Raw genomic sequence first — 14,206 nt, forward strand, 5'->3', positions numbered from 1 at the left:
AGCGGACAATTGTCCGCTTTTTTTATGCTTCAGTTTCTAATTCATATTCAAATAGTCCTGGCTTTATTTCTGTTTTGGTTAGGGATTTTATAAAATGAAAATTTCGATAAGAATGAACTACATCTTTTACGATTAGATTTGTGAAAACTTCATTCTCTGAAACAAAATTCCATTCGAAATTTTTAGAATTAATTCTGAACTTAAACCACAAATACCAATATAATGGATGCACGTTTTCTAAAAGAAAATCAGTAATTGGTAATGCTAAATTTAGGCCTCCAGTTAATCCATTGTAAGGAACGATGTAAACCTTATTGTCGTTTTCTTCAAACGCATGAGCCGTTTTAACACTTCGCATTAATAATGGTAACGGCAAACCATTAATTTCGATAGTTGATGTTTTTTCAGCATCTAATGGATAACCAGAATACATTACGTTATCCTTATTTTGAAAGACTTTCTTATATTCATATTCTTTAGATTCTATATCTTGAAATTTCAATAAAAAAGAAATGCCTTGCTTAAATTTTCTTACTGGTTTTTTTTGGTCGTGCATTGATAAATCCTTAACAGCAGGTGAATTAAATTTATCTTCCACTTTATTCATGTAAATAGTATTCCCCTCAATGCCAGTAATATCATAGTTTAAATAATTCTTCCAAAAAGTAACGTATTCACCGAAAGTTATATCGGGAACCGCTTTTCTTAAATCAATTTTATTTTCATTCAAAAGCGATGGGAGATAAGCGCCATCTACAAATTCAGATACCAAAGTTATTTCAACCTCTAAAATTAAACGTGTATCAGGTAAAAATGGATTTGATGCAGCATTTATTTTTAATATACTATTTGGAACTGTACAAGTTATATAATGATAATATTGAGCAATTAAATTATTATCAATGTCTAAATAAGCATCATTTCCACTATTTGTTACAATATTTCCATTTAATTCAAAATATCCATATTCTGTACTTCCAATTGACGGTTGTCTTTGTAGCGAGTTGAAACCAGAAATAAAATAAACACCCGGCTTTTCTAAAATTATACTTTTCTCATAATTACAATGAAAACTTCCATTGGAATTTGGTTCGACATAAAAATATTCGTTGTGATAAATTCTAATTGTATCAGTAACAACACCATCATTGTTTTTAAAATAATCAACATCACCATAAACAGTTGCTCTTTTTAAAAGTTCATCTGTCAAAACATTTCCTTCCAAAATATAACCGCCATCTAAAAACCCTTTTTTTAAGATGTGTAGTGCATAAGGCAATGGCTGAATTATATTTCTATTGTAAGAGACTGCATTTTCTGGATTGAAATAATTTTTTACAAATAAACCAGATTTTCTATTATTTATAATTTTCTCGAAGTGAGTATAGAATCCTTCTGACGTATCATATTTATCAACATGAACTTGCGGAAAATTATAATTTACATCTGGCCAAGTTTGTGTCACAACATCATTTGCATGTTCGTAAATATCTGTATCTGATGGTAAATCAAAATTATCTAATGATAGTTCGGATAACTTTTTATTAAAACTTGGAAAGTCATCGAAGCCATATTGCAAAACTGCTGACATTTTCACTCCAATAATTTGAATTATTTCTAGTTTCGCTTTTTCCTTCTTTCCGTTATGCACATATATAACATCATAAATAGTATCTACAGATGTGTTATAGTCTGAAATGAAATCGAATTGCTGTTCTAATTCATCAGTTAAAATTATATCAAAAGGAAATGTCGTTTTTACAAAAAAACCATCCGTAAACATGCTGTTTTGTTGCGTGTCCGTAAGTTTTAAATTTGATAAATCAATTTCAAATTTAGAATGAATTATTTTCCTCATCGTATATTTTATTTATTTGAAATTCAATATCAAAATCAATCAATTCTCTATTTACATCAACTTCTTGAAGTTGTTTAGTTAAAGGAATTAATTCTATTAATTTGTTGCCAGTAAGTAAAATCCAAGCTCTTCTTTGTTTAATAATCGACTTTATATAAGTAATATCATTTGAAGATATAAAACCAGTATTTATGATAACTTTTTCAGTACTAAAATTATCAACCAAATTTGTTCTTTCAACTATTTTATTGAAATTTTTTGTTTGTAAATTTTCAATATCAGATTTCAAAAAATACTTTCCTGTAAAATCAAAAATTTCAGGAACTCGGTACTCGTTTTCCCAAATAATTAATGTTGAATATTCTTGCTTCGGAAAAACTAAATATTTTTTACTAATTGAAATTGTTTTAGCAATATCCATCCATATTATTATATCAATAACATCCCCTTCAACCGCCGATAAAGTAGAAAAATCGATTGTTAATTTATAAGTTTCTGTTAAATTAAGAAGTGCGTTTGAAAAAACAGAAACATTATTTTTTAAAATTTCAATAGATTTTTCGTTATCAATTGTTAGCATCATATTGATATATTCAATTGATTCTGGCGTAACCCTTTTTATTCCGTTTGATAAATCCAAAAAACCATTGTTTTGGAATTTAAATTTAGGAGTTAAACCTGATAAAAATTTTAAATCTTGAATAATTAAGTCTCTAACTAAAACATTCGTATTATTCAATCTTTCCTTTATATCTAAAGTTACTGATGTTGAATTGTATAAATTGGAAACCGCACTTAGCGGATTTACAAAACGATACATTGCTTTTTCTACAATTTTACCTAAATTAAATTGTTGTTTTTTATTAAAAAGTGGAATTTTAAAAGGAATTTCAAAATTTTTTGTTTGAGTTGATTGAAATACAAAATCAGAACAAGTAATAATTGCTTTCATTTCGAAGTACGTATCTGGAATATCGGAATGAAAATCTAGCAACAAAGGATCTTTAGTGAAATTATAGTTTTCATCTGAATATGGTAATGTAATAATATTAGAAATTGTATAAGTTACCATTATATCAATATCGGTAGGAACACCTCCATTAATTCCGCTTAACACTATGCTATCTGTGTAAATACCTGCTGAAAGATTAATATAAGGAATAGGTTTTACCAATAATTTACTTGGTATTCCTGGTGCCGATTCGCTCAGTACAGTTACAGTTAACCAATATGGAACAGTATAAGTGTAAGGTACCAACGAAAAAACATCTACAATTATTCCGTCTGGTTCAGGTTCTCCAATTATTACGTTGAAATCTATATTCGTTGGACTTGCAAAAAATGAAGTATTTAAAATATTTACTTGATATCCAACATACCCAATAATAGTAGTATCGCCTGCAAAAACATATAATACTCTATTAATTGGAGATTGCGCTAAAGCAGGTGCCGTATTGTGATATGAAGTTGCATTAATTTTTAATACATGAGTTCCAGAGCCTGAAAGCCAATTTCCGTTTACATCAGTATCGTAAATAACATCAACATCATCGCAAGATAATTGTATATTATTATCTTGAGAAATTATCTTCCAACTTGGCCCATTCATTGTAAATGAAGTATTTCCAAATATTGGATTCCCATAAATATGATTTAAAGGAGGCGCGGGCGAATCCCAAGTAATATATTCATTATCATAAATATCAAAATTAATCATCACATCAAATGATGATATTACATTCCAAGTATTTCCTGATAATCCCCAAACTTTATAAGTAACCTTCGCTTGATAATTTCCAACCGGTAATAAATTCAAATTTTCAATTGAATAAACAACATTATCTGTTTGATTTGGCGCAGATAGATTAACAAAGCTGTCTGCAGCAGATGGTATTGACACACCTAATTTAGTAGAATTTGCATTCAACCAATTAACACCATAATTATTATTTATATACGTTTTTCTTGCTGAATACTTAATAGTTGTATACAACGCATCTTGAGAAGGTGTTATGTCTCTGATTTTTAAAACAGTCGGAGCAGGATTTACAGCACTAGGTTGGTCTAATAAATAAACAAAATGCAAAGGATTTAGACTTTCCCAATCTTGCAAAGCAGGAGTGGAAGGGGCACTAATAAATGTCTGATTATTTGTTGTTATACTCATAATAATTCTGTTGGTATTTTAGCGGATTCCTGAATATTTACATCATATTGGACAACCCATGAAAGAGTAACATCTTTTATCCAAATTTCGATTTTCACATAATCCAATTCGATTAATAATCTTTCTTTAAAAATTGCTATCTTTTTAGGCAAAAAAATTGATTTCAAATTTGCGGATATATAATCAAATATTTCTTGCTGATTTGTAATAAAAACAACTTGATTACAATTACCGTTTCCAGTACCTTGTAAGATTAATGCAGCCTTTCCTGTCAACCCAAATTTTGAATCTATTATTGAAGGTGTTTTTTCATCCTCTGGAGGAAATTGTTCTTTCAATAAATAAATTAGTTTATCTGCCAAAAAATTTACTTTAGCATCTGCAAAAATGCTTCCTGTCATATAACTCATGATACTTTAGATTTTGAGATTAATTCTTCATATTCTTTTATTCCTTTTTTTAAGTTTTTCATTGATTTCAAGTCTTTGTTAGATACAAATGCAGAAAGGCCATTCTCTTTAATATCATTCATAACTTCTGTGTTTTTTGCCACAACAGTCAAAGCCATTTGAAGTAATTGAATTACTTCTTCACCACTGTTTGGAGTTGTGTTATTTTGGGATATACCTGTATAAAAAGTACCTTTATTATAATACCCGTTTTCAAATCCTTTCACCGTTGATATTTCTCTAAGTAATGCCGATTTGGTTTCTGGTGAAATTTGCGCGAATGCTTTTTTATCAATAACCATTTCAGGCATATCACCAGGTCCCTCGCCAACCAACAACCTTGGTTTAGTAAATAAACCTGATTTCATTTTTGATGTTCCGGTTGTTCTAAAAAGTTTATTGTCCTGTTCACGACGAACTAGATTCGGATAGTAACCTTCTTCAGCACCACGAGCTGGCAATGGTGTACGATTAACTGCTGCTAATTGCGCCAAACCTAGTGCTCCAACTACTCCAGACATAACAGCAGCAGTCACACCAAAATCAGCTTTAGGAAATTGAGCCCATATACCTATAATTGCTTGTGCCGTACTCTGTATGACACTCATTGCAGCTAAAACCTTTTGACGTTTTGCTTGTTTATATTCTATATCTGCTTTTTTATTGTCTAAATCCTTGTCAATTAACTCTATGCGTTTATTGTATTGATCTTGATTAATTACACCCGCATCTAATTGTCTTTTTATAGATTTCTTTCTAGCATCAGCTGTTTTTTCATATTGTTTTAACTTAACAGCTTCTGATTGTGACGCAAGTTTATCAAATTCGGCAAAAGAATTTTTCAAGGCGCCAACTGCCATCATCATCGTTTGAATACCCGCAGTTCCTTCATCTATATTTTTATAGAAGTTTTTCCACTGTTCAGGTGTAAAACCTAAAATATCTGGCTGATCACCGCCTAATCCTAAATCAATTTCTTTTTTATCACCATCAGTTGAACCTCCTTTTAACTCATTTATTTTAGCAATAGCTAATATAATTGCCTGTAAATCTTCGGCCATTTTATCTCTTTGCTCATCAGTAAGAAGATTAAACTGAATACCGTTTACATCTGTTTCAGTAAGTACTTTTTTAATTATTTCTGCTTTTTCAACTAAATAATCAAGTTCGCGTTGTAGTTCAGCTTTTGCAAATGCCTCTTTACGTAATTTCTTTTCTTCTTCGGTAAGGTTTAATTCTGCTAATTCATTTAAAAAAGCAGTTTCACGAGCTTGCTTTTCTAATTCATATTGATCGTGAATTGTTTTAATTTCTTCAGTAGCTGCTTTTTCCTGAATTGTACCAATTTTTATATGGTGCAATTGTTCCGCAGATTCAATTTGTTTATTAATGAAAACACGTTCGTCTTTAATTAATCCCAATTGGTTTTTTAATGATTCAATTTTTTTTAAATCACCATCTTTTTGTGCTTGTACTAAATCTTTATGAAGTTTTACTTCAATTAAATTTAATTTTTCGGCTTTCATGTCAGATTGATGTAAAACATCTTGATGATGAAGAATTTCTAAACGCAATTCTTTATTATATCCATCTTCTAATAAAGCGATTCTATCTTCTTCAGCTTTTTTGGTTGCTTGATACAATTCCTCACGACGTTTTAATTCATCATCTAAATAACTATTGTCATATTTTTTTTCAGATTTTGGTTTTCCAACTCCATTCTTTTTATCTGGTGGAACATTTGAAGCAGTTGATTTATATTTTCCATTGTATTCTTCCGAAACATCACCAATTCCTAATAAAGTATTCAATACTTTATAATCTGAATTAACAGATAATTTTAACCTTTTATAAGTTTGAGAATCCTTGCTTAGTTTATTCATTTCAGCAGTCTTAATCTGAATATCTTTTCTTAAAGCTGAAATTTCCGCTTGTCTTCTTGCTTCTAACGAAGTGATTAACATATTAGTTTTAGAAGTGTTATCTTTTTCTGCTTCAATTTCCATTTGAATTTCCATTTGGTTACGTTCGCCTAAACCAAAAAATTTACCATCATCACCCATCCAAGAATTACCTGTATTTTTTGTTCCTTTTTTTTCAGTCGTAAGGGCTTTTGTTTTATTTTCAGATTCAATTCTTTCAGTGATTAATTTAGTTTTAATCTCTAAAATGGCTTTTGCTTCGGCTAATTTGTCAATTGATTTAATGTAATCATTAATTAAATTTTGAGACTCTTTGGTATGAAAATTTTCTAATGTCAATGACTCTAAGTAACCATCAGTAGCTGATTTTAATCTATCTATTGCCTTTTCTTTTTGTTCACGTGTAGCGTTTTCGTCATTCATTACACCAATAAGAAGTTTAATACCTTCTTTTTGTTTTGAAGTTTGATCATTAACTTTTTGCATTATATCATTACTCATTTTCATTTTATCATTAGCTTCTTCCACTTCATTGCTAAAAGCTTGATAAGTTGCATACAACACACCAATAGTCATTAATATTGCACCCCAAGGCATTGCCATCATAGTAGTTCCCATTGCGCGTAATGATAATGCAGCTGCATTAAGTTGTAGCCTCCATAATGAAGTAGCAAATGTCATTGCTTGGGTTTTAAATAAAGTAATATTATCCAAAACCGCTCTTACTCTTAAGCCTGCACTATAAAATGCGGTTTCATTTGTCAATGTTCTAGTTAAAAATGCTTGTTTAGCATCCCATAATGCTGATAATTTTTGCCAAGCTACTTTTGTTACTAATGCGGCTGTGATAATTGCTAAAAACTTTGCTAAAACAACCATTGTATTTTTAAAAGCTTCTGATTTAGTAGATGCTTTGTCAGTAGCTCCAATTAAATCCGCAAACCATTTTACGGATTTTTCTAACCACATTACAAATTCATCACTCGAAAACCATCCAGTAATCTTCTTTTTGATTTTTTCTAATGTAGCAGCTAAATTTTCATTTTTAATATTAAATTCATTGGTTAAAGAAGTAGCATCTAACATTGAGTTTTTTGCTAAATCCATTTTATCAACAAATAATTGGGTGTTTTCAGCAGCTGCTCCTAAAACCATTTTAACTTCATTGTCATTAAGCTTTAAATAATCTAGTATTTTCGCTAGTTCCGTTGCGTCTAAACCTTTTAACGAGTTAGAAAAGTCTAAAAAGAATTTAGTAGGATCAGTATTAATCATTTCTTTTACCTTTTCTGCTGGTAAACCCATAACTTGCGCAAACTGTTTAAAATCTCTAGCTGCGATTGAAATTACTTTTCCATAATTACTTCCTGCAACTTCCGCTTTCAATCCACTTTCTTCAAATGCAGCACCTAATCCTAGAGCCTGTTCAATTGATGGCTTTAAGGCGTTAGGCAAAGAACCAACTCTTGTTACAAATTCTGCTACGTTTTGTTCTGAAGCCGTACCAGATGCACCTAAGTCATTTAAAGCAGAACCAACAGATTCAAACGCGTCTTCAACATTTGTATTTTTAAGTTCATCATATAGACCTTTAATTTTTCCTAGTTTATCAGCCACAACTTCTGGACCACCTTCAAATGAATCACCTAGTGCTACAGCGGCTTTATCCATAACTTTAACAAAGCTTCCAATTTCTTCTTTAGCAATACCTAAACGACCACCTACTTCAGCTATACCTAACAAATCAATTCTAGCAGTTCTTGATTTCAACATCCCAAATGACTTAGTTAGTTCATCAACTTCTCTTTTTGTCATTCCGGTTGTTTTCATCACATTTGCCTGTGCGTCTGATAATTTACCATTCAAGTCGATTATCTTTTGCACTGAAACTACCATTCCGGCGAAAAAACCTAAAACAGAAGCACCAAGTGCAGCATAACGATTAAATTTATCTGCTAAAGAACCTATAGAGATTCCTGCTTGATTTGACTTACCTTTTAGTTCATTAATTCTTTCAGAAACTCTACCTAGCTCATCTTGGTATCTTTTATAATCCGCTGAACCAGGAACAAGATTTTGTAAAGTCATTCTTAATAGATGAGCTTTATCAGTAAGTTGCTTCATTGTTAAACCAGTAAGTCCTATTTGGTTTACCAGCTCTTTCATTTTAGCTTTGTTATTGTCAATTTCTTGGGTATTTGCTTTAATTGACGCTTTCAAGTTTTTGTATTGCTCAGTATCTTTTTTGCCTTGATTTTCTAAAGCTCTACGTTGAGCGTGTAAATTTGCATTTTCTTCATTGAGTTTACGTGTAGCTTTTTCTAAATCTAAAAGTTGTTTTTGAGCGGGATTACCATTGATTATAATGGATAGTTTTATTTCTTCGTCGGTGATAGTACGTGCCATAATTCTGAAATTTTATCAAATCTCATAAACTATGGTGTAAAAGAGTGTAACGTGACAAATGGCTAAAAATAAAAAACCTTAAATAACAACAGCTATTTAAGGTTTTGGATAAATAATTAACTTATAAGTTAATTATACAATTTTTTCAAACTCCATTTCATTTAGATCATATTCAACATACAATTCGTCATTTATTAAAATCAGTTTAGTTCCACCAACATTTTTCCATAAATATCCAGATTCTAAAAAGTAACCTTCAGTTGATTTTATTTCAACTGAATTTCTGTAAAGTCCTACACATTGACAATCCTGTGTAAACTCTTTTAAAGATAAATTTGAATTTACAAATTCATTTACTTTATTTAAGTCATAATGAAAAATACTTCCAGACGGAACTATAAAAGCAATAGGTGTAAAGCTCGCAAACATTTCATCGCGTTGCATATTTAGAACATCAAGCAAATTTTTGCCACTAATTTCTAATGAAATGCTTTTTAGCCCAACAAATTTAACTTTAAGCATGTTGTACCTCACTTTCTTTGCTAAAACCTAAAAGATTTAAAACTTGTTTAAATTCTTGGTCCAATTCGTCATCAGTGGTGTTTTTAGTAATATCTGATAATTCATTTAACACCATCATTAAATCAAAAAAGGCTTGGCGTTCCTCAATATCATTAAAAAGTTCGTGAGTTAGAATGAAAGGCATCCAATCTTCTAACTGGTATTTGGTGGTTTCAAAAAACCTTTTGTCGTGGCTAATTAAAGTGCCTACGAAACGGAACGCAAAGTTACTATTGTACTTTGTTCCGTTAATTGTGCTTTGTTCATTTTCTTTTGTCATATTCGAAAATATTAAACGCACGAAATCCTCGCTTCGGATGTGACAAAATACCCATAACGGATAGAATTAGTAGCCTCTCGGTTTAAACTACAGCATCGTGGCGAGGATTCGCTTATGTTAACTTTAAAAAAGTTTCGGATTTACTCCGTTATTGTATTTTGTCGTTGTAAACTTACTAATTTTTTTTAAATCAATGACAAAAATAATATATTTATATTGTTTCTAAATAAAAAAACCGTGTGCAGATGCATACGGTTTATGGTTTGTTTACCTTATATACGAGGTAAACATTATTTTTTGTATTCTTCAGAACGCATAGAAACTAATTCCCAACTAGAAGTATCTAATTCATTTCCTCCTTTATATTTTAATGATAATTTATAAATTAATTCTTTTTCTACCCCAAAAGAATTTTTTACACTTACTTTTTTAAGAACTGTATAAGTATTTATACCATCAAATTCTTTTACACAATCAAAAATAGAAAAATCAGCAGTCGCTGGATTTGATAAATCCGACTTAATATAATCTTCCGAAATCATACAAGGATTTAAATCGGATTTAAATTCTGTTTTAATTTCTTCTGTTTTTTTATTCGCAGGAAACGCAAAAAAATTAATATAAATTAATCCAATTAAAATAGATATCATTGAAATATTAGCAACTGGTTTAGTTTTTTTATCTTGAATTGAAGATATTAATTCAGCCGATAAATTTTTGTTATCATTTTTAATTTCATTACGGATAATTACTGAAACAATAAAACTAATTAAAAACACTAAAATTGTAAAAATCAAACTATACATAATTATTTTATCTAAAAATTACTAATGACGCTAAAAGAGCAACTATTGTGAAATAAAAGAAAAACTGTAAATTTTCTTTAGTTTTTTTGGTGTTTTGATTTATCTCCCAAAGGTAAAAAGTTTGTTTTTCTTGCAGCTCTCTGTCGGTTAATTCTTCGGTGGTTTTATAAAACTCCCTTGCATTGTCTGTTTTGATTAATTCTGGTCTCATAATATATTTTTAAAGTTGAAAAACAAATATAAAAAAAATACGCCTATTTGGCGTACTGTTTTACGGTTTCTAGAATTTCTGCGAATCTTGACCTATCCTTTTTGTCATTCATTAAATCAGTTTCAAGCATAGCTTTGTACCAAAATTTTAATTCTTTTCTCGCTTTTTTTAGTGGATGTTTTTTCGGTTTTTCTTTTTCGTGTGGCATAGTTAAGTTGATTTTTAGTTATAACATTTTAATAGGTTGTTTATTGCTTAATCTTCTAGTTTTTTCAAATCATTTTTAATCGCTTCCGTATAGCCATAAGCCAACTCACGAGTAAGGTAATTGTATTCTCCCCAAATAATTTTATTATGAATAGAACGGCTTTTTTTTCTGCTTTTTGTACCGTCTTTTTTCGCCCTGGTGCGCATATCTAAATAACGATGTGTTTTCGTATGCTTATAGACTAATTGACCGTTTGCTACGTTAAATTGTCTATCGTTCCAAAAGGAAGATTTAAAAGAAGCCATTTCCTTGCGCTGAAGCTTGTCAATTTCTTTGCTAGTTTCCACAAGTTTGGTGTGGATGAATTTTCCTTGTAAAACTTCTTCAGTTCGTTTATTTCTTTCAGACAAAACACTCATGACTATTTGGTTAAAATATTCATAAATATTTCATACCCTCTACACTGAACGCCGTCCCAAAATACTTTCACATCGATGGATTCTTCGTTTAAATCACTGAACAAATTGCATGCCGAAAATACGTCGCTTTCACCGCTTTTTGCCTCTATTATCATATCAATAAAAGCTTTCACAGCTATTTGTACTCTTTGGTATAAATCTAACTTATCTGAGTGCTTAATGTTTTTTTCAGTTTGTTTTTCTAAAAGGAAAAATTGAATGTAATTTTCGTACTTAGTTCTGTCTTCAGTTCCTGTTAAACCATGATCTGGTATAACAGCAAAAAACATTATATTATCAGATTGTTTTCTTTCCTCTAAGAATTTTTTAAAGTCATCATCTGTGGTTAAAACTTCCGCATATTTTATTTGTGGAATAGCATCTTTTACTTCAGCGACTAATTCTCTAACTCGATTGACTTGTAGCATTTTCTTGTTGTTTTTGAAGTTGTAATTCTTTTATACGTGCATCGTACATTTTTATCATGATTGTCCAGAACGATGTTAGATCTACTTTTTCAAGATTCCCAAAAACACCACTTTCGGCCATAACAAAAACCACAGCATCTAATCCAATGCCATCGGCTTCAATTTCTTCGCTTTCACCTTGTTGCGTGAATAAAATTGAAAAGTCTAATACTTTATCACCCCAAGGAACTTCTGCGCTTGAAACAAACATTTGCATACTGGCAAAATATAAGTAAACACCGTAAACGAAACCAATTGGTCCTTTTTTAAAGACATCGATACGTTTTTTCATTTGGTAACTATTATATTTTTGACGAACATCACCATCAAACTTGTTTAATAGTTTTTCTACGAAAAGGAACGGTTTTTTTGGTCGATATAATGTAGCTGCTAATTCATATAATAATTCTATTTCACCTGTTTTGTTGAATTCTAAAAACAATCTTAATGCATCTCGATATTCACCAAATTTTACATTCATAAACCCGTCGGATGGACCGTGATATTTTCTCCATAATGGCTTATATGATTCAACAGGATTGTTTATATAATTTTGCTTTATTTTTAGCTGGTAAGATTCTGGATTATCAGGATTCTCAATTTTTTCGAAAAATGATTCTTCGATTAGTTCGGTTATTAGAATTAAATTCGAATTATCTGAATTTTGGTTCTTTTTTTTACTTGGAACCATGTCCAGCAATTTATAAGCAGCATCTACTAAAAATTGTTCTTTGGTGATAAGTTGTGATTGATACCTAAGAAACAAATCGCAGATATAAATATATTGCCAAGATTGACATTCCGACAATTCAGCCGGAATGTATCTTTTTATGTTTGCTTCTGGAAATTCAAGTAGGTGCATTATTTTATGGAATTAAAAAATCTTCTTATGAAATAACCTCTTATTAGTGATGCGATGAAAAACACTAAAGTGATAATAATGTTTTGCTTTGTTGAAACCGAAATATTGAGTATTGGATATAAAATTATTTGAATGAAATAACTAAATAAAAGGCCAATTAAAATATTGGTTAAAGTTTCTAAAAATGATAGTTTTTTTGATTGTTTCATTAAACAAATTTTAATTCATCAGTAATTCCAATCCCTAATAATCTCATTTTATAGCCGTAATCTTTTAAAATCATTGCCTTGATTCTAATTCTTGAAACGTAACTCATTGGTATATATACCGATTTTCCTTTTCTTACTTTTTTTGGAATCATTGCTGAAGCTTCGCGAATTAATTTGATTTTTTCGGCTTCTTTATTGATGATTCCTTTGATTAGTAATTTTTCATATTTTTTGGCAGCTAAATATTTTTTCCAATGCCATAAATTGAAGAAAAACGTTTTGATTTTAGATAACATATAATTGGTTTTTAAGTTAGTGATATAAATTTTTCTGAAGAACAGACTGGTCGTAAAACTTCTCTCGTTTGCGTTTCTTCAGGTAATGGTTCTGGCTTTACTAAATCTTCAATATCAATTAAAGTTTGTGAAACCGTTTGCGCAAATGATTGTCGTGCTAATTCATGTTCGTTTAGCATTGCTGGCTTTTTTGCTTGTGTGGTGGTTCTATCCGAAACTTGAAATTGAAGTACACCTTCTGGAAACAATGTTGCAGACATTCTTGGAATTGCCCAAGCTAATGCATAAAAGGCAGTTGCTTTTTCGATTAGTAAAATTAATTCTTTGTCTTTATCTTGTAAATCAGTTCCTTCTTTTAGAAAAGCCATTTTTTCTTTACCAATTCTAGAAATAATTTCACGTGTTTCACATTCGATTATTCCAGGAGTAATTTTTATAAGAAGAAGCCTTGATTCAATCGAAAATACATCATTGAATTTATCTACTGTATTTAAGAAACACTTTTTAATTTTTTTGAATGAATCAGAATTTATCCACTTATAATAAAGCGTTTCTTTTTGAGCAACTTCTTCCATTTCTGCATAACCTTCTGAAATAGATTCATCCAACAAGTCAATTAAATCATCCAATGCACGATAAAATCTCTTTTCCTGTGCTTTGTTATCTTCGTCGATTTGCCATTGCCAAGGTTGCTTATTGTTTTCTCCAGCTCTAACAGTCCTTCCGTCTCCAGTATGTGATAAATCGTTATTTGGTGCGAATAACCAATAAGCTTTTACTAAAATAGGGTAGCGCAATGCTCTTAGAATTACTGATTCGCTATCTGTAAAATCATATGTATAGGTACCATCTGTTAAACCATCTTCATAATGTTTATGAAGATGATCATAAACTTCTGTCCCAATAAGTTTTTTCACTTCTTTAGTAGAAGTCATAACATCTGGTAATAAATTTTTATAGCTCAAATCAGCATCAACATAACCTAAATGCTCTTTTATTTCGTCTGAAGAAATATCTTTATCTTCAAGGTTGAAAAGTAATTTCAT

15 protein-coding genes are annotated in these 14,206 nt (G+C 30.3%); all 15 read right to left on the minus strand.

Annotated elements, in window-relative coordinates:
- Positions 1 to 22: 22 nt before the first annotated feature.
- Complete coding sequence (locus tag UEQ13_RS05650; RefSeq protein ID WP_329805390.1) at positions 23 to 1,858, minus strand: hypothetical protein; 1,836 nt, start codon at positions 1,856 to 1,858, stop codon at positions 23 to 25.
- Complete coding sequence (locus UEQ13_RS05655) at positions 1,836 to 4,025, minus strand: hypothetical protein (RefSeq protein WP_329805391.1); 2,190 nt, start codon at positions 4,023 to 4,025, stop codon at positions 1,836 to 1,838. The genes UEQ13_RS05650 and UEQ13_RS05655 overlap by 23 nt, the downstream gene beginning before the upstream one ends.
- Positions 4,022 to 4,435, minus strand: coding sequence for a hypothetical protein (locus UEQ13_RS05660; RefSeq protein WP_329805392.1), 414 nt, complete (start codon positions 4,433 to 4,435; stop codon positions 4,022 to 4,024). The genes UEQ13_RS05655 and UEQ13_RS05660 overlap by 4 nt, the downstream gene beginning before the upstream one ends.
- Positions 4,432 to 8,802, minus strand: a complete 4,371-nt coding sequence (locus UEQ13_RS05665; protein ID WP_329805393.1) for a phage tail tape measure protein — start codon at positions 8,800 to 8,802, stop codon at positions 4,432 to 4,434. Before UEQ13_RS05665 ends, UEQ13_RS05660 begins: the two co-directional genes overlap by 4 nt.
- 132 nt (positions 8,803 to 8,934) lie before the next feature.
- Positions 8,935 to 9,324: a hypothetical protein gene (locus tag UEQ13_RS05670; protein ID WP_329805394.1), complete on the minus strand. Its 390-nt coding sequence runs from the start codon at positions 9,322 to 9,324 to the stop codon at positions 8,935 to 8,937.
- On the minus strand, positions 9,317 to 9,643 hold the full coding sequence (locus UEQ13_RS05675; protein WP_329805395.1) for a hypothetical protein: 327 nt from the start codon (positions 9,641 to 9,643) through the stop codon (positions 9,317 to 9,319). Before UEQ13_RS05675 ends, UEQ13_RS05670 begins: the two co-directional genes overlap by 8 nt.
- 290 nt (positions 9,644 to 9,933) lie before the next feature.
- Complete coding sequence (locus tag UEQ13_RS05680) at positions 9,934 to 10,449, minus strand: hypothetical protein (RefSeq protein ID WP_329805396.1); 516 nt, start codon at positions 10,447 to 10,449, stop codon at positions 9,934 to 9,936.
- A 7-nt stretch (positions 10,450 to 10,456) separates the two neighbouring features.
- Positions 10,457 to 10,660 carry a hypothetical protein gene (locus UEQ13_RS05685; protein WP_329805397.1) on the minus strand — a complete coding sequence of 68 codons (204 nt, stop codon included), beginning with the start codon at positions 10,658 to 10,660 and terminating at the stop codon, positions 10,457 to 10,459.
- A gap of 43 nt (positions 10,661 to 10,703) precedes the next feature.
- Entirely contained in the window at positions 10,704 to 10,868 is a 165-nt protein-coding gene (locus tag UEQ13_RS05690) for a hypothetical protein (protein WP_329805398.1), read from the minus strand.
- Between the two features lie 47 nt (positions 10,869 to 10,915).
- On the minus strand, positions 10,916 to 11,287 hold the full coding sequence (locus tag UEQ13_RS05695) for a hypothetical protein (RefSeq protein ID WP_329805399.1): 372 nt from the start codon (positions 11,285 to 11,287) through the stop codon (positions 10,916 to 10,918).
- Positions 11,288 to 11,289: 2 nt separating this feature from the next.
- Positions 11,290 to 11,754, minus strand: coding sequence for a hypothetical protein (locus UEQ13_RS05700; protein ID WP_329805400.1), 465 nt, complete (start codon positions 11,752 to 11,754; stop codon positions 11,290 to 11,292).
- Positions 11,732 to 12,655: a hypothetical protein gene (locus UEQ13_RS05705; protein WP_329805401.1), complete on the minus strand. Its 924-nt coding sequence runs from the start codon at positions 12,653 to 12,655 to the stop codon at positions 11,732 to 11,734. The genes UEQ13_RS05700 and UEQ13_RS05705 overlap by 23 nt, the downstream gene beginning before the upstream one ends.
- Positions 12,655 to 12,864, minus strand: a complete 210-nt coding sequence (locus UEQ13_RS05710; RefSeq protein ID WP_329805402.1) for a DUF7220 family protein — start codon at positions 12,862 to 12,864, stop codon at positions 12,655 to 12,657. Before UEQ13_RS05710 ends, UEQ13_RS05705 begins: the two co-directional genes overlap by 1 nt.
- Complete coding sequence (locus UEQ13_RS05715; protein WP_329805403.1) at positions 12,864 to 13,160, minus strand: hypothetical protein; 297 nt, start codon at positions 13,158 to 13,160, stop codon at positions 12,864 to 12,866. Before UEQ13_RS05715 ends, UEQ13_RS05710 begins: the two co-directional genes overlap by 1 nt.
- 11 nt (positions 13,161 to 13,171) lie before the next feature.
- Positions 13,172 to 14,206: a DUF6712 family protein gene (locus tag UEQ13_RS05720; RefSeq protein WP_329805404.1), complete on the minus strand. Its 1,035-nt coding sequence runs from the start codon at positions 14,204 to 14,206 to the stop codon at positions 13,172 to 13,174.

Source organism: Flavobacterium facile (assembly GCF_036321945.1).
In the GTDB taxonomy this organism is placed as follows: domain Bacteria; phylum Bacteroidota; class Bacteroidia; order Flavobacteriales; family Flavobacteriaceae; genus Flavobacterium; species Flavobacterium facile.